This window comes from Paenibacillus tyrphae, assembly GCF_000722545.1.
Taxonomy (GTDB): domain Bacteria; phylum Bacillota; class Bacilli; order Paenibacillales; family NBRC-103111; genus Paenibacillus_G; species Paenibacillus_G tyrfis.
Map to the genome: position 1 here is coordinate 123,067 of NZ_JNVM01000003.1, position 19,262 is coordinate 142,328.

The 19,262-nt window shown below is 52.9% G+C and carries 14 protein-coding genes; all 14 read right to left on the bottom strand.

Translation table 11 applies throughout. The features are described from left to right. Window positions 1-80: 80 nt before the first annotated feature. Window positions 81-2,183, bottom strand: a complete 2,103-nt coding sequence (pnp, locus tag ET33_RS03105) for a polyribonucleotide nucleotidyltransferase (RefSeq protein WP_081890189.1) — start codon at window positions 2,181-2,183, stop codon at window positions 81-83. A gap of 385 nt (window positions 2,184-2,568) precedes the next feature. After that, window positions 2,569-2,838: a 30S ribosomal protein S15 gene (gene rpsO / locus ET33_RS03110; RefSeq protein WP_036676342.1), complete on the bottom strand. Its 270-nt coding sequence runs from the start codon at window positions 2,836-2,838 to the stop codon at window positions 2,569-2,571. A gap of 173 nt (window positions 2,839-3,011) precedes the next feature. Beyond that, window positions 3,012-3,971, bottom strand: a complete 960-nt coding sequence (locus ET33_RS03115) for a bifunctional riboflavin kinase/FAD synthetase (protein ID WP_036676345.1) — start codon at window positions 3,969-3,971, stop codon at window positions 3,012-3,014. A 48-nt stretch (window positions 3,972-4,019) separates the two neighbouring features. Then, window positions 4,020-4,961: a tRNA pseudouridine(55) synthase TruB gene (gene truB / locus ET33_RS03120; RefSeq protein WP_036676347.1), complete on the bottom strand. Its 942-nt coding sequence runs from the start codon at window positions 4,959-4,961 to the stop codon at window positions 4,020-4,022. Further along, on the bottom strand, window positions 4,958-5,944 hold the full coding sequence (locus ET33_RS03125) for a DHH family phosphoesterase (protein ID WP_036676350.1): 987 nt from the start codon (window positions 5,942-5,944) through the stop codon (window positions 4,958-4,960). The genes truB and ET33_RS03125 overlap by 4 nt, the downstream gene beginning before the upstream one ends. Beyond that, window positions 5,941-6,297, bottom strand: a complete 357-nt coding sequence (gene rbfA / locus ET33_RS03130) for a 30S ribosome-binding factor RbfA (protein ID WP_036676353.1) — start codon at window positions 6,295-6,297, stop codon at window positions 5,941-5,943. Before rbfA ends, ET33_RS03125 begins: the two co-directional genes overlap by 4 nt. Before the next feature lie 6 nt (window positions 6,298-6,303). Next, entirely contained in the window at window positions 6,304-9,078 is a 2,775-nt protein-coding gene (gene infB, locus ET33_RS03135; protein ID WP_036676356.1) for a translation initiation factor IF-2, read from the bottom strand. Beyond that, on the bottom strand, window positions 9,056-9,403 hold the full coding sequence (locus tag ET33_RS03140; RefSeq protein ID WP_025850713.1) for a YlxQ family RNA-binding protein: 348 nt from the start codon (window positions 9,401-9,403) through the stop codon (window positions 9,056-9,058). The genes infB and ET33_RS03140 overlap by 23 nt, the downstream gene beginning before the upstream one ends. Continuing rightward, on the bottom strand, window positions 9,390-9,704 hold the full coding sequence (rnpM, locus tag ET33_RS03145) for an RNase P modulator RnpM (protein ID WP_036676360.1): 315 nt from the start codon (window positions 9,702-9,704) through the stop codon (window positions 9,390-9,392). The genes ET33_RS03140 and rnpM overlap by 14 nt, the downstream gene beginning before the upstream one ends. A 46-nt stretch (window positions 9,705-9,750) precedes the next feature. Continuing rightward, window positions 9,751-10,848 carry a transcription termination factor NusA gene (nusA, locus tag ET33_RS03150; RefSeq protein ID WP_036676363.1) on the bottom strand — a complete coding sequence of 366 codons (1,098 nt, stop codon included), beginning with the start codon at window positions 10,846-10,848 and terminating at the stop codon, window positions 9,751-9,753. A gap of 59 nt (window positions 10,849-10,907) precedes the next feature. After that, on the bottom strand, window positions 10,908-11,366 hold the full coding sequence (rimP, locus tag ET33_RS03155; RefSeq protein WP_010491251.1) for a ribosome maturation factor RimP: 459 nt from the start codon (window positions 11,364-11,366) through the stop codon (window positions 10,908-10,910). Window positions 11,367-11,680: 314 nt separating this feature from the next. Beyond that, the gene (locus ET33_RS03160) at window positions 11,681-15,994 is read right to left on the bottom strand and encodes a PolC-type DNA polymerase III (RefSeq protein WP_036676365.1); all 4,314 of its coding nucleotides are present in this window, start codon (window positions 15,992-15,994) and stop codon (window positions 11,681-11,683) included. 321 nt (window positions 15,995-16,315) lie between these two features. After that, window positions 16,316-17,773: a proline--tRNA ligase gene (gene proS, locus ET33_RS03165; RefSeq protein ID WP_036676368.1), complete on the bottom strand. Its 1,458-nt coding sequence runs from the start codon at window positions 17,771-17,773 to the stop codon at window positions 16,316-16,318. A gap of 32 nt (window positions 17,774-17,805) precedes the next feature. Then, complete coding sequence (gene rseP / locus ET33_RS03170; RefSeq protein WP_036676369.1) at window positions 17,806-19,065, bottom strand: RIP metalloprotease RseP; 1,260 nt, start codon at window positions 19,063-19,065, stop codon at window positions 17,806-17,808. Window positions 19,066-19,262: the final 197 nt, after the last annotated feature.

A 19,262-nucleotide genomic window follows, 5' to 3' on the forward strand; every position in this document is an offset into this window, starting at 1 on the left:
TCCGGATTTTCGGGCAAACAAAAAAGAGACAGACTACTCTGGCTCTTTCTGCATGCTCGCTTGAAAACTCAAGCGTTAAATTAGGTTTGGGCTGGAACTTGCGCCGTCAATACCGCTTTACGCGACAAATTGACACGGCCTTGGTTGTCGATCTCCGTTACTTTCACGGTAATCGTATCGCCAATCTTGACGACATCTTCCACCTTGCCTACCCGCTCGGTCGACAACTGGGAAATGTGCACCAAGCCTTCTTTGCCCGGTAAAATTTCGACGAAGGCGCCGAACTTTTCGATCCGCTTCACGGTGCCGAGATACGTTTCCCCGACGATGACTTCGCGGACGATACCTTCGATGATTTGACGCGCTTTTTCGTTCATCTCGCTGTTGGACGAAGCGATGAAGACGCGGCCATCCTGCTCGATGTCGATTTTCACGCCGGTTTCTTCGATGATCTTGTTGATGATTTTGCCACCTGCTCCGATAACATCGCGGATTTTGTCCGGGTTGATCTGCATTGTGACGATTTTCGGTGCATAAGGCGACAGGTCCGATTTCGGCTGCGAAATGCGATCCAGCATTTTGTTCAAAATGTGCATGCGGCCTTTTTTCGCCTGTTCCAACGCATCCGTCAAAATGGCCCGGTCGATGCCGTCGATTTTGATATCCATCTGCAGCGCGGTAACTCCTTTGGCGGTACCGGCTACTTTAAAGTCCATATCGCCGAGATGGTCTTCCATCCCTTGGATGTCCGTCAAGATCGAGTAATGCTCTCCGTCTTTGATCAGACCCATAGCTACGCCCGCTACCGGAGCTTTGATCGGAACGCCTGCATCCATCATCGCCAGCGTGCTCGCGCAAATGCTCGCCTGCGAAGTCGAGCCGTTGGATTCCAATACCTCGGAAACCAGGCGGATCGTATACGGGAAGTCGACTTCGGAAGGAATAACCGGCTCCAGCGCACGTTCGCCGAGCGCCCCGTGTCCGATTTCGCGCCGTCCCGGCGCACGCAGCGGTCGGGCTTCGCCTACGCTGAACGGCGGGAAATTGTAATGATGCATAAACCGCTTCGATTCTTCCAGGTCGAGACCGTCGAGAATTTGCACGTCGCCAAGCGCTCCGAGCGTACATACGCTGAGTGCCTGCGTTTGGCCGCGGGTAAACAAACCGGAACCGTGCGTACGCGGCAGCAGGTTAATATCGCATTCGATCGGTCTGATTTCATCAAGTCCGCGTCCGTCCGGACGAACTTTATCGTGCGTAATCAAGCGGCGCACTTCTTCTTTTACGATATCGTACAGCGTTTCTTTGACGTCGGCCATGTTCTCCGGCGTTTCGGCGTAAACCGCGGCAAAATGCTCCTTCGCTTCGTTGTTGATCGCATCGATCGCATCTTGTCTTGCATGCTTCTCCGGAATTTTGACCGCTTCCACCAGACGGGCTTGAGCGAACTCGCGAACCGTTTGGTTCACATCGCTATCGACACTGTGAAGCTTGACTTCCATTTTTGGCTTGCCGACTTCCTGCACGAATTGTTCCTGAACGGCAACGATTTTGCGGATTTCGTCATGACCGAACATGATCGCTTCCAGCATCACTTCCTCCGGCACTTCTTCCGCACCGGCTTCAACCATCATGATGGCATCCTTCGTACCTGCCACGACGAGGTGAATATCGCTTTTTTCCGATTGCTCGAGGGTCGGGTTAATGACGAACTGTCCGTCCACCCGTCCGACAATGACTCCGCCCACCGGACCGTTAAACGGTACATCCGAGATGCTGAGCGCTGCGGAGGTTCCGATCATGGCCGCAATTTCCGGCGCGCATTCCTGATCCACACTCATGACGATCGCAACGATCTGCACGTCATTGCGGAATCCTTCCGGAAACAACGGACGAATCGGACGGTCTGTCAAACGGCTGGACAAAATCGCTTTCTCACTGGGACGTCCTTCCCTTTTAATAAAGCCTCCGGGAATTTTACCTACCGAATAAAGACGCTCCTCGTAGTTCACGGTTAGAGGAAAAAAATCCAAATCTTTCGGCTCAGCGGAAGCCGTTACCGTACAAAGCACGACGGTTTCGCCATAACGCGCAACGACAGCGCCGTTCGCCTGCTTCGCCAGACGTCCGGTTTCCAGAATCAACGGACGCCCGCCGAGATCCATCTGCACTTGCTTCTCCATATTCAACCTCCTCAATTTTCATTCAAAGCTTTTGAAATTTCATACCCGGATTTCGTTATGTACAATTAGTCGCTCGAAGCCGGGGTCCCCGTACTACCGCCATTGCCTGGCTACCGATCAGGGCAAACTTGCCTCCGGATCGCCAAAACGCCGGTCTTCCTTAACCATTCTGCATATTAGTCAGTATTTCCTGCTTTTTATGAAAATAGTAACTTAAAAGTGCAGCTTGTGGATGATCGGCAACGACAGTTCTTCCGAACACATTGCCGAGCTAAGGGCTATCCCGGATATTTTAAAAAAGCAACCCCGCAGCCCGTGCATCCGTACGCCAGGCGTTCCGGCGTGCACAAAGGACAAACGTGGTTGCTTTAGTTGTAAGGCTGAATTAACGGCGCAGACCGAGTTTTTCGATCAGAGCGCTGTAGCGTTTGACGTCCTTGTTTTTCAAGTACGTCAGAAGCTTACGGCGTTGGCCGACCATTTTGAGCAGACCGCGACGAGAATGATGATCTTTCTTGTGCGTCTTCAAGTGGCTGGTCAGGTTCACGATGTTTTCCGTAAGAATTGCAACTTGCACTTCAGGAGATCCTGTGTCGCTTTCATGCGTCTTATGCGTTTGGATCAGTTCCTGCTTGCGTTCTTGTGTCATAGCCATGATTGAGTCACCTCCGAAAATAATAAGTATATCCCCTGTGGCCCAGAGACCGATGGAGTACTCGATTCTCCATGCCAAGGTTCATGCGATGTCCTGAATTCCTCATGCGATAGCATGTTGAATCGACAACGTTTCATAGTATACCATAGTTTGTTTATAAAAGTAAAATAAAATTACGAGTTTTGAATCGTTTTTCGAGCCGCAAGGATCGAACGCGCTTGATCCGCATCTTGACCAATCTGGGAAATCAGCTCTTGAACCGATGCGAATCTCCGTTCTTCGCGAATAAACGCGAGCAGTTCCACCTGTACGTCCTCTCCGTAGATCGTTTCGTGGAAATCGAACAAATGCGCCTCCAGCGCGGGCTGCGTCAGACCGGTGACGAAGGTAGGCTTCACTCCGACATTCATAACCCCGCCTACTTTGCGGCCCCCGACAGTGACCTGTACGGCATAGACGCCATTGGCCGGAATAACGTAAGGCTGGCTCACCTCAAGATTCGCGGTCGGGAAACCGATAGTACGGCCCCGCCCGTCTCCGTGCACGACCGTCCCTTCCAGCCGGTAAGGCCGGGCAAGCAGTGCATTCGCTTCGGCAATATCGCCGCGCAGCAAGCATTCGCGAATCAACGTGCTGCTGACTTTCTCGCCGTTCCTGTGAAACGGACGAACCACCTCGACCGCAAATCTCCCTTTGGCCAAATCGCAAAGCGTATCCGGCGTTCCTGCACCCTTGTAGCCGAAGGTGAAGTCAAATCCGACGAAAACCGTACTGACCTTCATCGGCACAAGCATATGCTCGACAAACTGTTCGGGCGTTACGCGCATAAACGATTCACTGAAATCCACGACATAGGTCGTGTCGACCTGAAGCTGCCGCAGCAATTCCTGCTTGGCCGCGAGCGGCGTAAGCAGCTTGGTGTATTTGTCCATCCCGAGCACTTGTCTGGGATGCGGATGAAACGTCATGATGGCAGCCGGCAGTTGAAGCTCGGCCCCGCGTTCGACCGCCTTCCGAATCACTTCCCGGTGACCGAGGTGAACGCCGTCGAAATCTCCGATCGCCAGCACCTTGGCGGAATCGTCCGGACGAACGGCCTGCGGCAGCGGATACGATAGCTGTACCGTTTCCATGGATGTGTCCTTCACCTACATTTCTTTGGTGCGTTTGACCGTTCAAGCTCAAGAAAATATTTTGACCGGCAGCAGCATTCCCAGCTCCGAATCCCATTCAAAAAGCCCGATTAACGCATCCGTTTCTTCCGTGAAGCAGGCAACCGCCCGCTCGCCGGTGGACGAAAAGGCGTTTAATGCAGCCTTCTGCCCTTCGCTGACACGAATCTTCTGCCCCTGCAGCGCCTTCTGTGCTTGAACGGAAGAAAGCCGGACGGACGGCAAATGGGCAACTGCCTGCTCCATCGGAATCAACCGCCCGGCAAGCTCTCCGTTTTTGTGAAGAGCTTCGATCTGCTCAAGCGTCAAGCATCGTTCCGGCCCGATATGTCCGGTTGAGATTCGCACCAGCTCCGCCATAACGGCAGGAACGCCCAGAGCTTGTCCGATATCCGCACACAGCGTGCGAATATACGTTCCCTTAGAGCAATTGACGCGAAATTTGACTTGCGGATAATCTCCAGACCAGTCCGTCTCCAGCACATCGATGCCGTAAATGGTGACCTTCCGGGACTTCCGCTCCACTTGAACGCCCTGCCGCGCCAGCTCATACAATCGTTTGCCGTCCACCTTGACAGCAGAATACATCGGCGGCACCTGTTCGATGTCGCCGATAAAGCGTAAAACCGCCGCAGTCACTTGCTCAGGCGTCAACCGTTCGCCAAGACGCTCTACCCGCTCCAGCACTTCCCCTGACAAATCTTCCGTATCGGTAGCAAGTCCCAAAAGCAGAGTCGCTTCGTATGCTTTCGGCAGCTCTTGGATGTACTCGACAAGCCGGGTCGCCCTGCCGATGCAAAGCGGCAGGACGCCTGTTACTTGGGGATCGAGCGTTCCCGTATGGCCGATCCGCTTTATTCTAACAATGCGGCGCACTTTAGCCACCACATCATGGGAAGTAAAGCCTTTCGGCTTCCACACGGGCAAAATGCCTTCCAATTCCGTTGTCATGCGAGCGCCATCCCTACTTCCCGAACGACTCGTTCAACCGCTTCGGACATCGAACCGCGAATCGTACAACCGGCCGCTTTGACATGTCCGCCGCCGCCGAATTTTTGGGCAAGTGCCGCGACATCGGCCAAGCCTCCGGAACGGAAGCTGACTTTAACGATGCCGGGCTCTTTTTCCTTAAACAGCATGCCGACTTCGACGCCTTCGACATTGCGGGCATAGTTGACGAGTCCGTCCATATCTTCGCTGGATGCATCGGTAGCGGACAAATCGTCCAAAGTGACGGACAGCCAGGCAACCTTGTTGTTATGGGCAAAGGACAATGTATTGAGGCTTCGCTTCAGCAAGGATACCTGGCCGAGCGTCATCGTTTCGAGCAGCCTTTCGGCAAGCTCGTACCCTTTCACACCCCGCGCCAGCATATCTGCCGCAATCTGCATCACTTTGGGCGTCGTATTGGAATAACGGAAGCCACCCGTATCGGTCAGCAAACCGGTGTAAATACAATCGTTCAGCTCGGGCGTGAACTCCAGGTTCAGCTCCAACGCCAGATCGTACAGAACTTCCACGGTAGCCGCGGCATCGGAACGCACAAGATTCACGGTTCCGAAACCGTCATTGGTGGCATGATGATCGATGTTAAGGAGCTTCCTCTCCGGTTCGAAGCATTCGCTTACCAAGCCGATTCGTCCGAAATCCGCGCAATCGACCGAGATCACCGCCGCGAACTTGCGTTCGGGCGGATCTTTCACGTATTCGATGACCGTATGAGGGCCTGCCATATACATGAACTTATCCGGAATCCGGCCTTCGTTGATCAATGTGAACCGTTTGTTTAACGACTGCAACATCCAAGCGACCGCAAACGTGGACCCGGCGGCATCGCCGTCGGGCTGCACGTGGGCTACAACCAGAAAATCATCCTGTTCGCGGATAAACCCGGCCGCCGCTTGAAGCTGAACGGCATATTCCGCTGCAGTCATGCTTCCGCATTCCCGTCGTTAATTTGGTGAATGAGCGTTTCGATCTTACTGCCGTAATCGATCGAGGCATCGAACTTAAACAGCAGTTCCGGAATTTTACGCATCCGAATTCGTTTGCCGAGCTCGGAGCGGATAAAGCCGGTACCGCGGGCGAGTGCCTTCAGCGTTTCTTCCTTCTGTTCGTCGCTGCCAAGCACGCTCAAGTATACTTTGGCCTGGGAAAAATCATTCGTCACGTCGACGCCGGTCACGGTAATGAAACCGATGCGCGGGTCCTTCAGTTCAGATTGAATGATCTGGCTGAGTTCCTTCTTGATTTGTTCCCCGACTCTGCCCACTCGAATTTTTGCCATAGCGGATCACCTCTCTACAGTTTCCATAACGAAGGCTTCAATCGTGTCTCCCTCTTTAAGATCATTAAAACGCTCCAAAGATATACCGCATTCGTAGCCTTGCGCCACTTCTTTTGCATCATCCTTGTATCGTTTCAGCGAGTCGATCTTGCCTTCGAATACGACGATTCCGCTGCGGACAATCCGTACTTCGGCGGAGCGGACAATTTTGCCGTCCGTCACCATGCAGCCCGCAATCGTGCCGACCTTGGATACTTTAAAGATGTTGCGGACTTCAGCATGCCCGATAACGACTTCTTTATATTCCGGATCGAGAAGCCCCTTCATCGCTTGCTCGATTTCTTCCATGACTTTGTAAATGATGCTGTGCAGACGAATATCGACTTTTTCCTGCTCGGCGGTATTTTTCGCTTGCGGCTCCGGACGGACGTTAAAGCCGATGACGATCGCATTGGAAGCCGATGCCAGAATAACGTCGGACTCGGTGATAGCTCCTACGCCGCTATGCAAAATTTTAACGCGCGCGCCTTCAACGTCGATTTTCTCCAAGGAGCCTTTGAGCGCCTCGGCAGAACCTTGAACGTCCGCTTTAATGATGACGTTAAGATCCTTAACTTCGCCTTCTTTAATCTGTTTGTACAGATCGTCCAGCGTAACGCGGGCGTTTGCTCCCATCTCGGATTGACGCAGCGTGATGGCACGCTTCTCAGCAATGGCTCTCGCTTTGCGCTCGTCCTCGAAGGCAAGGAACGGATCGCCGGCTTGAGGCACTTCGGTCAACCCGGTAATTTCCACCGGCGTCGAAGGCCCAGCTTCTTTCAGCTTGCGTCCTTTGTCGTTCATCATGGCCCGTACACGTCCGAAGCAGACGCCTGCTACGAAGCTGTCGCCCACTTTAAGCGTACCGTGTTGGATCAAGACGCGCGCCACCGGCCCTTTGCCTTTGTCCAGCTCAGCTTCGATGACCGTTCCTCTGGCACGCTTGTTCGGATTAGCTTTAAGCTCCTGCACTTCGGCTACAAGCAAAATCATATCGAGCAGATTTTCCAGCCCGATCCCTTGCTTCGCGGAAATGTTGCAGAAAATCGTATCGCCACCCCACTCTTCAGGAACAAGCTCGTATTCGGTCAACTCTTGCTTAACCCGGTCCGGGTTCGCATCCGGCTTATCGATTTTGTTTACCGCAACGATAATCGGCACTTTCGCCGCTTTGGCGTGACTGATCGCCTCTACCGTTTGCGGCATGACACCGTCATCGGCAGCAACCACGATAATGGTAATATCCGTCACCTGTGCGCCGCGGGCACGCATGGACGTAAACGCTTCGTGACCCGGCGTATCGAGGAACGTAATCTTTTTGTTGTGGGTTTCTACCTGGTAAGCGCCGATATGCTGCGTGATACCGCCCGCTTCGCCTTCGGTTACGCTCGTTTTACGAATCGCATCCAACAGCGTCGTTTTTCCGTGGTCAACGTGACCCATGATGGTCACCACCGGAGGACGCTCCATCAGATCTGCTTCTTCGTCCTGCTCTTCGAATTGTTCGAATTTGTCTTCCTCGACCGGAATTTTCAATTCGACTTCCACACCGTAATCGGATGCAAGCAGTTGGATCGCATCCAAATCAAGCTCCTGATTGATGGTTGCCATGACGCCGAGGAACAGTAGCTTCTTAATGACTTCGGAAGCGTCCTTATGCAGCGCTTTGGCCATCTCGCCTACAGTCATCGTTCCACGCACGATAATTTTCTTCGGCGTATTATCGATCTTCGGTTTCGGAGGCTCCTGATTCCTACCGCCACGGCCTTGGGCTCTGCCGCGGTTTTGCGGTCCCTTGCCCCGGTTATCTTCAAAGCGTTTATTGTTATTCGGTTTTGATTTCTTCGCGCCTCTGTTAGCTGCCGAATCGTCTACATCCAGACCGATGGTGGCTGCCGTCGGTTTCGGAGGAATGGCCGTCTGGCGGTTGCCGCCACGATCGCGATCGTTATTGCGCTGCTCGAAGCCGCCGCCTCTGCGTTGATCCGGCCGCTGGCCTTGCTGACCTCCGCCTTGGCCTCCACGATTGCCGCCGCCCTGGCCTCCTTGGCCCTGGCCTTGACCACCGCGATTGCCGCCTCCTTGGCCTCCTTGGCCCTGGCCTTGACCGCCGCGATAGCCGCCGCCTTGGCCTCCTTGACCCTGGCCTTGACCGCCGCGATAGCCGCCGCCTTGGCCTCCTTGACCCTGGCCTTGACCGCCGCGATAGCCGCCGCCTTGACCTCCTTGGCCTTGACCGCCACGATAGCCGCCTTGACCTCCACGATTGCCGCCACCTTGGCCTCCTTGGCCGCCGCGATTGCGATCTTGTCCTTGGCGGGACTGGCCTTGGCCTTGACGGCCTTCGCCACCCTGACCTTGCGGTCTGTTTTGTCCCTGATCGCTGTTTTGTCCCTGATCGCTGTTTTGTTTAGGTGCAGCCGATTGTACTTGCGCCGTTTGTGGGCGCTGTTCCGGTTTCGGCTGCGACGCTACGGTTTCTTGTTTGGACTCCGGACGATTGGATGGCTTATCCCCTGTTTTGGCTCCGCCTTCGCCCCGTTTTGCTGCTGCATTGGCTTTAACATCTCTGAAAAATTTCTCTACACTCGACACCGCATCATTCTCCATTACGCTCATATGATTGTTGACCGGAATATCCAGTCTTTTTAAAATTGTGATGATCTCTTTACTGCTCATACTTAAAGATTTGGCATATTCGTACACTCTGAGTTTGTCTTTATTGTTGTCTTGTTTGGTCAATACCGTCCACCTCCGTACGATCTAACTGCTTCAACAACATCCGCGCAAATCCCGCATCGTTTACCCCGATGACGACTCGCGCTTCTTTACCGATACTGGCTCCAAGCTGATCCCGACGGCCGTACTGATGGATAGGAACTTGATAATAAATGCACTTATCGTTCACTTTCTTGAAGGTGCCTGCGGAAGCGTCCTCGGCCACGATCACAAGCTTCGTTTCGCCGCTTCGGACCGATTCGATCACCATGTCTTCACCGGTAACCAGCTTCCCCGCCCGCATGGCGAGCCCCAGATTCGAGAAAAATTTGTCACTATTCTTGTTCATTATCCACCGCGTCTTTTCCGGCAATAAATTCGTCTTCCACTTTAATAAAATCCTGCTCGAGAGCATCGTAAATATCCGGACTGACCGACGATTTCAGTGCGCGATCCAGCGCACGAGATTTCTTGGCCAGCTTGAAGCAGGATAGTTTACCGCACAAATAGGCGCCGCGTCCGGCTTTTTTTCCCGTCAAATCGATGAGCAGTTCATCATTCGGCGTTTTCACCACGCGGATTAGTTCTTTCTTAGGCATCATCTGCTGGCAGGCTACGCATTTACGCAGAGGTATTTTTCTTTGTTTCATTGGATCCATCCCCCTCCCGCATGGCCGTCAGACCGATGTCTGCGAATTAATCGATACTGACGGAATCCTGGTGCATTTCTTCAGCATATGTCTTCGGTCGGCCGTATTCCTGCTCGGCTTGCGTCTCGCTCTTAATGTCGATCTTCCAGCCGGTCAGTTTGGCGGCCAGCCGCGCATTTTGCCCTTTAATGCCGATGGCAAGCGACAGCTGATAGTCCGGCACGATAACCCGGGCCATTTTCTCGGCTTCGAACACTTGCACCTCCAGCACCTTGGACGGGCTGAGCGCGTTGGCGACATACTCCTCGACACTTTCCATCCAACGGACGATGTCGATTTTCTCGCCCTTCAGCTCGCCGACTATCGTTTGCACACGCATGCCCTTCGGTCCGACGCAAGAACCGACCGGATCGACTTCCGAATTGCGGGAGTATACGGCAATCTTGGAACGGAAACCGGCTTCGCGGGCGACGGAACGAATTTCGACGACCCCTTGGAAAATTTCCGGAACTTCCAGCTCGAACAATCGTTTCAACAGCCCCGGGTGCGTACGGGACAAAATGATCTGCGGCCCCTTGGTCGTATTTTCGACCTTGGTGATATACGCTTTAATGCGGTCCCCGTGCTTGAATTTGTCGGTGGGCATCAGCTCGTTCAGCGGCATGACCGCTTCGATTTTGCCCAAATCGATATATAGGTTGCGCGTGTCTTGACGCTGCACGATGCCGTTAACGATGTCTTCCTCTTTATCGACGTAGGCATTGTAGATCAGCCCGCGCTCCGCTTCGCGGATCCGCTGCGTGACGACCTGCTTCGCCGTCTGAGCCGCAATCCGGCCGAAATCGCGAGGAGTAACCTCAAGCTCGACGATGTCGTTCAACTGATAATTTTGGTTCATTTCTCTTGCAGCGAAGAGCGAAATTTCCAGCCGCGGATCAAGCACATCATCGACAACCGTTTTGCGGGCGTATACTTTAATGAGACCCGTATGGCGGTTAATGTCGACGCGCACGTTTTGCGCGGTATTGAAATTGCGCTTATAGCTCGAAATCAGCGCTGCCTCAATCGCGTCGATCAGCACGTCTTTGGCGATGCCTTTCTCCTTTTCGATTTCGTTTAGCGCTTCGATAAAATCCATGTTCATTTGAATGGAGTTCCCCCTCTCATAAAATGCGAACCGCCCGACGCTTTGGCAGACCGAGCCTAGAATTTGATGGCGAGCCTGGCGCCGGCCACTTTGTCAACCGGGATTTCGTGCTTTTTCTTGCCGATCTCGACGACAACCGTTTGTTCGTCGTACGATACGAGCGTGCCCTCGAATTCCTTCAAACCGTTTACCGGTTCGTACGTCGTCACGAAGACGTGCTCGCCAATCGCTTTACGGTAATCCTGAGGCTTCTTGAGCGGGCGCTCCGCCCCAGGCGACGACACTTCCAGGAAGTAAGCCGATTCGATGGGGTCCTTCTCGTCCAGCTTGGCGCTAAGATATTCGCTGATGCGGCCGCAGTCATCGATATCGATGCCGCCTTCTTTATCCACATACACCCGCAAAAACCAGTTGCCGCCTTCTTTCACATATTCGATGTCGACCAGCTCAAATCCGTTTTCGTCCAAAAAGGGGCGAACCAGCTCTTCCACAGTGGATTTGATGTTTGTGCTCAAACGTGCGTTCCTCCTTAATCTGGTAAAAAGCGATTGACAGTAGTTGGTTGGACGTTATAAAGCTTTAGACGTTAAAGCTCATTTGGTGCGGGCTGCCGGGAAATCGTAACGGCTGACCGCATAGCGCATATTTGCGCCAAACCAACGCTTCACTCGCTTTGGGGCCTTATACAAAATGTAAAGAGTGGGTTTCCCCACTCTTTGGTCACGAGATATTACGTTGCTACCGAAGAAGATTATACCATAAGTGCAGAGATCATGCAATAAGGCGTAAAAAGGCGCCTGAGGAAGCAAGGAAGACTTCTTCGGAAGTTCTAAAACAGCGAAAGCTGATTCGTCTCCGGAAGGCCGCGGAAACAGCCCATGCCGTTAAGAATTTCGACGATCGTCTTCGACGCCTTGCTTCGGGTCTGAAAGTCCTCAATCGATAAGAACGGTCCGTCGTTTTTAGCAGCCGCGATGTTCTTCGCCGCGTTCTCCCCGATCCCCGCAATGGCGGAAAACGGCGGAATAAGCGAGTCGTCCTCAATAAGAAACTTTGTCGCGTCCGATTTGTACAAATCGATCGGCTTGAACGAAAAGCCGCGGGCCGTCATCTCCAGCGCCATTTCGAGAATGGAGATCATGCTCTTCTCTTTTGGCGTCGCCTGAAACCCTTTTTCCTCAATTTCGATCAGCTTGCGCAAAATCGCGTCGTAGCCTTGGCACAGCAGCTCGATCTCGAAATCCTGAGCGCGGACGGAAAAATAGGTCGCATAGTAAGCAATAGGATAATAAAGCTTAAAGTAAGCGGTGCGCACCGCGGAAATAACGTAAGCGGAAGCATGCGCCTTCGGGAACATGTACTCGATCTTTTCGCACGAATCGATGTACCAGAGGGGAACGTTATGCTTCTTCATATCTTCTTTCCACTCGTCGGTGAGCCCTTTCCCCTTCCGCACGCTCTCGGTGATTTTAAACGCCAGTCCCGCGTCCATGCCCGCTTTATAGATCAAATACAGCATGATATCGTCGCGGCACCCAATCACCGTCTTAATCGTGCAGATGCCTTTCCGGATTAGCTCCTGCGCATTGCCTAGCCAAACGCCGGTTCCGTGGGATAGACCCGAAATTTGCAGCAAGTCCGCAAAGCTGGACGGCTTCGCTTCCTCAAGCATCTGACGCACAAACTTCGTCCCCATCTCCGGCACCCCGTAGGTCGCCACCGGCGTCCGGATCTTCTCCGGCGTTACGCCAAGCGAGTCCACGGAGTTGAACATGCTCATAACTTTCGGATCGTTCATTGGAATGGTCGTCGGGTCGACGCTGGTCAAATCCTGCAGCATCCGCATCATCGTCGGATCATCGTGTCCCAGAATATCGAGTTTCAGCAGGTTGGCGTCGAAGGCGTGATAATCAAAATGCGTCGTTTTCCAATCGGCGCTCGTATCATCGGCCGGATATTGCACCGGCGTGATATCGTCGACGTCGATGTAATCCGGTACGACTACGATCCCGCCGGGATGCTGGCCTGTGCTTCGCTTCACGCCCGTGCAGCCGGAAGCAAGCCGGTTCAGTTCCGCGCCGCGCCACTTTTGGCCCTGAGTTTCTTCGTATTTTTTTACGAAGCCGAACGCCGTTTTCTCCGCGACCGTGCCGATCGTGCCCGCCCGGAAGACGCTTTTCTCGCCAAACAGCACTTTGGTGTAGTTGTGCGCGTGCGGCTGGTATTCGCCGGAAAAGTTCAAGTCGATATCGGGAACCTTGTCGCCCTTAAAGCCGAGGAACGTTTCGAACGGAATGTCCTGGCCTTCCCCCTTCAGCTTCTCCCCGCAGTTCGGGCAGTTTTTGTCCGGCAGGTCGAAGCCGCTGGGGATCGATCCGTCGAGAATCCATTCGCTGTGCTTGCACGATTTGCAAATGTAATGTGGCGGCAGCGGATTAACCTCGGAAATGCCGAGGAACGTCGCTACGACCGAGGAACCGACCGAGCCCCGCGAACCGACGAGATAGCCGTCGGCGTTCGATTTCTTTACGAGCCGCTCGGAGATGAGATAGTTGGCCGAGAAACCGTACTTGATAATCGGCACAAGCTCCTTCTCTAGCCGCGCTATAATAACCTCAGGCAGCGGGTCTCCGTAAATCTGCTTCGCCGTATCGTAGCAGGTATTGCGGATTTCATCGTCCGCTCCTTCGATAATCGGCGTGAACAGCTTGGTCGGGAACAACTCCAATTCCTCGAACCGCTCGGCAAGCTCCGACGTATTTTTCACGACGACCTCGTAAGCCGTTTCTTTCCCTAAATATTCAAACTCTGCAAGCATTTCTTTTGTTGTGCGAAGGTGCACATCCGGTTTACGGATATCCTTAAGCGGGCTGAAGCCGGTAATCCCGTGAATGGTGATGTCACGGTATATTTTTTCCCGCGGATGCAAATAATGCACGTTGCCCGTCGCAATAATAGGCTTGCCGAGTTTGCGGCCGATTTCGACAATTTTGCGATTGGCATTCTCCAGCAGTGCCGGGCTGCCTACCAAGCCTTTGTCCACCAAGTGCATGTTTACGCCAATCGGCTGAATTTCAAGCACGTCGTAAAATTCGGCGACCATTTCCGCTTCTTCGACCGATTTGTTCAGCACCGTTTCGTAAAACTCGCCCTTTTCGCAGCCCGAAGCGATGATCAGGCCTTCTCGCATTTCCTTCAGCTTGCTCTTCGGAATGCAGGCCACCCGATGAAAATACTCCGTATGCGAAAGAGATACAAGGCTGAACAGATTTTTTTTGCCGACCATATCTTTGGCGTAAATGCAGCAATGGAACGGCCGCTGCGTTTTGAGGTTTTTGCCGACCTCGTCGTTCAAACGCGACAGCTGCTTATAACCGCGGTCCCCTGCTTCTTTCAACAGGTGAAAAAGCACATGTCCGAGCGCAATCGAATCGTCGATCGCCCGGTGATGGTTGTCCAAGCTGACCTTGAACTTATCGGAGAGCGTGTTCAGCCGGTGGTTTTTAAGCGTCGGGAACAGCAGCCGAGCAAGCTCAAGCGTATCCAGCGCGGGATTGGTCACTGCGGGCAAACCGAGCCGCTTGCAGTTCGCTTGAATGAACCCGATATCGAATCGCGCATTGTGCGCAACCAGAACGCTATCTCCTACGAACTCGATAAACTTAGGCAGCATCTCCTCAAGCTCGGGTGCACCTTTGACCATGTCGTCCGTAATGTTGGTGAGCTGCTGAATGTTATAGGGAATCCGCTCATGCGGATCGATGAATGTGGCAAAACGATCGATTTCTTTACCTTCCTTCATACGGACGCCGGCAAGCTCGATAATTTTGTTGCTGGTGACAGACAACCCTGTAGTCTCGATGTCGAAAATAACATATTCCGCATCGGCGAGGTCAATCTCCGTCGCATTCATAACGACCTGTACAGAGTCGTCCACGACGTTGGCTTCCAAACCGTAGATGACCTTGATCCCGTTTTTCTTCGCTGCTTTATACGCCTCCGGGAAGCATTGGATACCGCTGTGATCGGTTACCGCAATTGCTTTATGGCCCCATTTGGCAGCGGTTTTAATGTATTGGTCGACCGGTGTGATCCCGTCCATAGTAGACATTGCAGTATGAAGGTGAAACTCCACCCGCTTCTCTTCCGCATCGTCCTTCCGGTCCGGCGGGGCCACGATTTCATTGACGTCGGATGGAATCATCACGAGCTCGGGGATTTGCATAAACCGGTCGTACTCGACCCGGCCTCGCAGCTTCAGCCACTTGCCGTTCGTGATCAGGCTATAAATTTTAACGTCTTCTTTCGTTTTGGCAAAAGCCTTGACCATGATCGAATCGGAAAAGTCGGTAACGTTGAACATGAACAGCGTACTGCCATTCTTAAGCTCTTTCGTGTCCAAACCGAAAACCGTACCTTGTACCGTAACTTTCTTCTCTTCGTCCCTGAGGTCCTGCAGCGGAACGGCCGGATCTTTAATGTCATAACCGACCATCAGCTTCAGCTCCGCATCCTGCTGCGCATCCGCTTCGTTCTCCGCCTCAACAGCCGTCAAGATATTGATCGTTACTTCTTTCTCTTCCTGCTCGATCTGCTTCGAGAACCTCTCCAGCTCTTCTTCCCGGGAATCGCTGACCGCATACTTTACATGAAAATCGACACCGAAAAATCCGCTGAAATATCGTTGAATCAGTCCGCCGATATTTTTTTTCTTAGCCAATTCCAAACCGATCGTATCCAACAAATAAAGCGTAAGCACGTTCCCGTTCGTTTCAATTTTGGCCTTGGTCATCCAGCCGTTAATCGATGCCGCTTCCCGCTGCACCCACTCGAGAAACATGCTCCAGTATTCGTGTGCCACTTCTTCCGGCTTCACATCCGGCGTGTATTGGAGCACGAAACGAATGGCAGCGATGTGCGAGAATTTGTCCCGGATCATTTTGCAGAAGGAACGGTAAATATCTTGCGGCACCACTTGAGTTTTGACGATATGAAACGTCCATTCCCTGTTTTTGCGGCTCGTTTCCACTTTATCGATATACCCGTCCGAAAAAAAAGACCGAACCACGTCCGCCGGTACACTGGCCTGCTGCATCAGCATTTCAAAGCGGTCCCGTTTCAGCGCCGTACTGTCATTGCTCATGGTGCTCCTCCCCCGTAAAACGATGAAAGGGGCAAAAGGAGTGTTGCTTTCCCGTTGCCCCTTATGTAAAAGGTTAGGCGTTTGTTCAGCTGAGTGGAAAAGTTTGTTTCTACCGGCCGAGCGGAAAAGTATTACCACTCCACCGCTCTTGAAATCAAGTTGCCGTATTTTATAAAAACCTACAAGGAAGCAACTTGATTTCAAAGGCGGCCGTTTCACTCTCCGTGGCAATACTTTTCCTGAAGCCCTTCGAAGAAATAAGCAACTTAAACCAATTCTAAAAACAAACTCCTAATTATATGGCGTTAGTAAAAAATAGTGTTAGTAAGATTTGCCGAAAACGACGGTGTGCTTGGCGTCTTCGCCGCAGACGAGGCACTTCGGCTTGGATACGCCAGGCTCGAACGGAATGTTGCGGCTCGTTGCGCCGGCCTCTTCTTTGACCTGCGCTTCGCAGGCTGCGGAGCCACACCAACCTGATAACGCGAAACCGCGTTTTTGCTCGAGGAACGATTTCAGCTCGTCCACTGTATCCGCTTCAGTCATGCTTTCGTCGCGGAACCGCTTGGCTCGATCATACATTTCCTGCTGCGTTTCCGTCAACAATTTTTGCACTTCTTCCACAAATTGGTCCTGCTGGACGACACGCTTCTCTCCGGTAATCCGGGAGACCAAGACCACTTGCCCGTTTTCCATGTCCCGCGGTCCCAGCTCGACGCGGACCGGTACGCCGCGCATTTCGTATTCGTTAAATTTCCAGCCCGGACTTTGATCCGGACGATCGTCCACTTTCGCACGTACGCCAGCTTGCTTCAACTGGGCATACAGCTCGTCCACGCGGCCGACAACCTGCTCTCTTGTCTTCGGAGGACCGATCGGAATCATGATGACCTGAGTCGGCGCGATCTTCGGTGGCAAAGCCAAACCGCGGTCGTCGCCATGGACCATGATCAAAGCTCCGATAAGACGGGTACTTACGCCCCAAGAGGTCGTATGGCAGAATTGATGCTGGTTCTCGCGGTCCAAATATTTAATATCAAACGCCACGGCGAAGTTCGTGCCCAAATAGTGCGAAGTCCCCGCTTGCACCGCTTTGCCGTCCTTCATCATCGCTTCGATGGAATACGTATCGACAGCGCCCGCGAACTTCTCGGAAGGCGTTTTCTGGCCCATAATGACCGGAACCGCTAAGAAATCTTCAGCGAAAGAACGATAAATTTCCAGCATCTGCATCGTTTCTTTGCGTGCATCGGCTTCGTCCTCATGAGCCGTATGGCCTTCCTGCCATAAAAATTCGCTCGTGCGCAAGAACGGCAGCGTCCGCTTTTCCCAACGGACTACGTTGGCCCACTGGTTGATCAAGAGCGGCAGGTCGCGGTAGGAATTAATCCACTCCGCGTACATATGGCCGATCATCGTCTCGGACGTCGGGCGAATCGCCAGCCGCTCTTCGAGCTTCTCGCCCCCTGCTTCCGTTACCCACGGCAGCTCCGGGTTGAACCCTTCCACGTGCTCTTTTTCTTTTTGGAAAAAGCTCTCGGGAATGAACAGCGGGAAATAAGCGTTGCGGTGTCCCGTTTCCTTAAACCGGCGGTCCAGCTCCCGCTGAATATTTTCCCAAAGCTCGTACCCGTCCGGTTTAAATACGATGCATCCCCGGACCGGCGAGTAGCTCATGAGATCGGCCTTTTTAATGACATCAATATACCAGCGGGAGAAATCCTCGCCCTGCGGCGTAATCTCTTTCACAAACTGTTTGTCTTGCTTTTGGTTCGACATCGTTCTGTTTTCCCCCTACGGACGGCAATTCGTTATCCTTTAATCAAACGTAATATATCGTTATAAGTGACAGCTATCATAAGCAGCATCAGCATCGCAAAGCCGACAAAATGCACCATGCTTTCCCGGCTCGGATCAACCGGCTTGCCGCGGAGTGCCTCCAGCAGCAAAAACACCAACCGGCTTCCGTCCAGCGCCGGGATCGGCAGCAGATTGAACAGCCCCAAATAAAGACTCATAATAGCCATCCACGAGATGTATTGGGCAAACCCTGCGCTAGCCTGCTCGCTTGTAAATTCGACGATCCTCACCGGACCGCCCAAATCGTCCATTTTCACCTGAAGCGTCGCCAGCTTGCCAAAGCCGTCCATGATGATGGTCGTTGCGGATACAAGACTTTTCCAGCCTCCCGTAAATCCTTCCAGAACTGTAGCAGGCCGGGTTTCGGTCAGAAGCGAGACGCCGACGCGAATTACGCCGTCCTTGTCCATGAGCGGAGTCACTTCTTTACGGATCTGCTCCTTGTTGCGCTCAACAATCCAGATCATCGGTTTATTCGGAGATTGTTGAATTAAGTTCGTCAGCTTGCTGCGGTCGGAGCCGATTTGCACATGATCCACCTGAAGGATAATATCGCCGGACTGCAGTCCCGCTTTCTCCGCAGCGGATGCCGGAACGGTTTCCTGAATTTTCACCCGATTGGGCACTCCTGCGACGAATATGAAGGTTACAAAAAGCGCCAACGCAAGAATAAAATTCATCAGCGGTCCGGCAAAGATAGCCATCGCCCGCTGTCCTACCGTCTTACTTCCGAACTGGCGGTCCCACGGGGCAATCTGGGTTTCCTTTTCCTTGGACACCATCATGGCTTGAGGATGAATCGAATAGCGTTCCACTTCCCCGTCGACATCCAGGCGGACGAACAAATCTTTTTCAAGATCGATCTGCTCGACGACGCCTTCAATCGCATCCCGACGGCTTTCGAACTCGTTCAAGTAAATATGCGTAACCTGATTGTCCTCCAACTGCACGGCGATCCGTTGGCCCTGGTTGATCTGAACGATTTCCGGATCTTCTCCGGCCATTCGGACGAAGCCGCCGATCGGAAGAAGTCTGAGCGTATACCGGGTTTCTCCGCGCTTGAAGGAGAGCAGCTTGGGACCGAAGCCGATCGCGAATTCGCGAACGAGAATGCCTGCTCGCTTGGCAAAGTAAAAATGTCCCCACTCGTGAATCGTGACTAGAACAAAAAACAAAAGAACAATTTGAAATACGTTCTGGATGTTAGCCAATGGGTGTACGGCCTCCTTAAGTCGCAAATGTTCATATCCAAGTTATGGGCAAATGTTATTGGCTGCATGTAAAATCGTCCGAAGCCTTCCTTTAAGATTAACATTAATCCCAAAGGGAATACAAGCCAGGACTCATGATATGAACATATGAGCGGCTACGCCGAAAGATGCCCTGGCATCGCATCTTCAAACGGCCC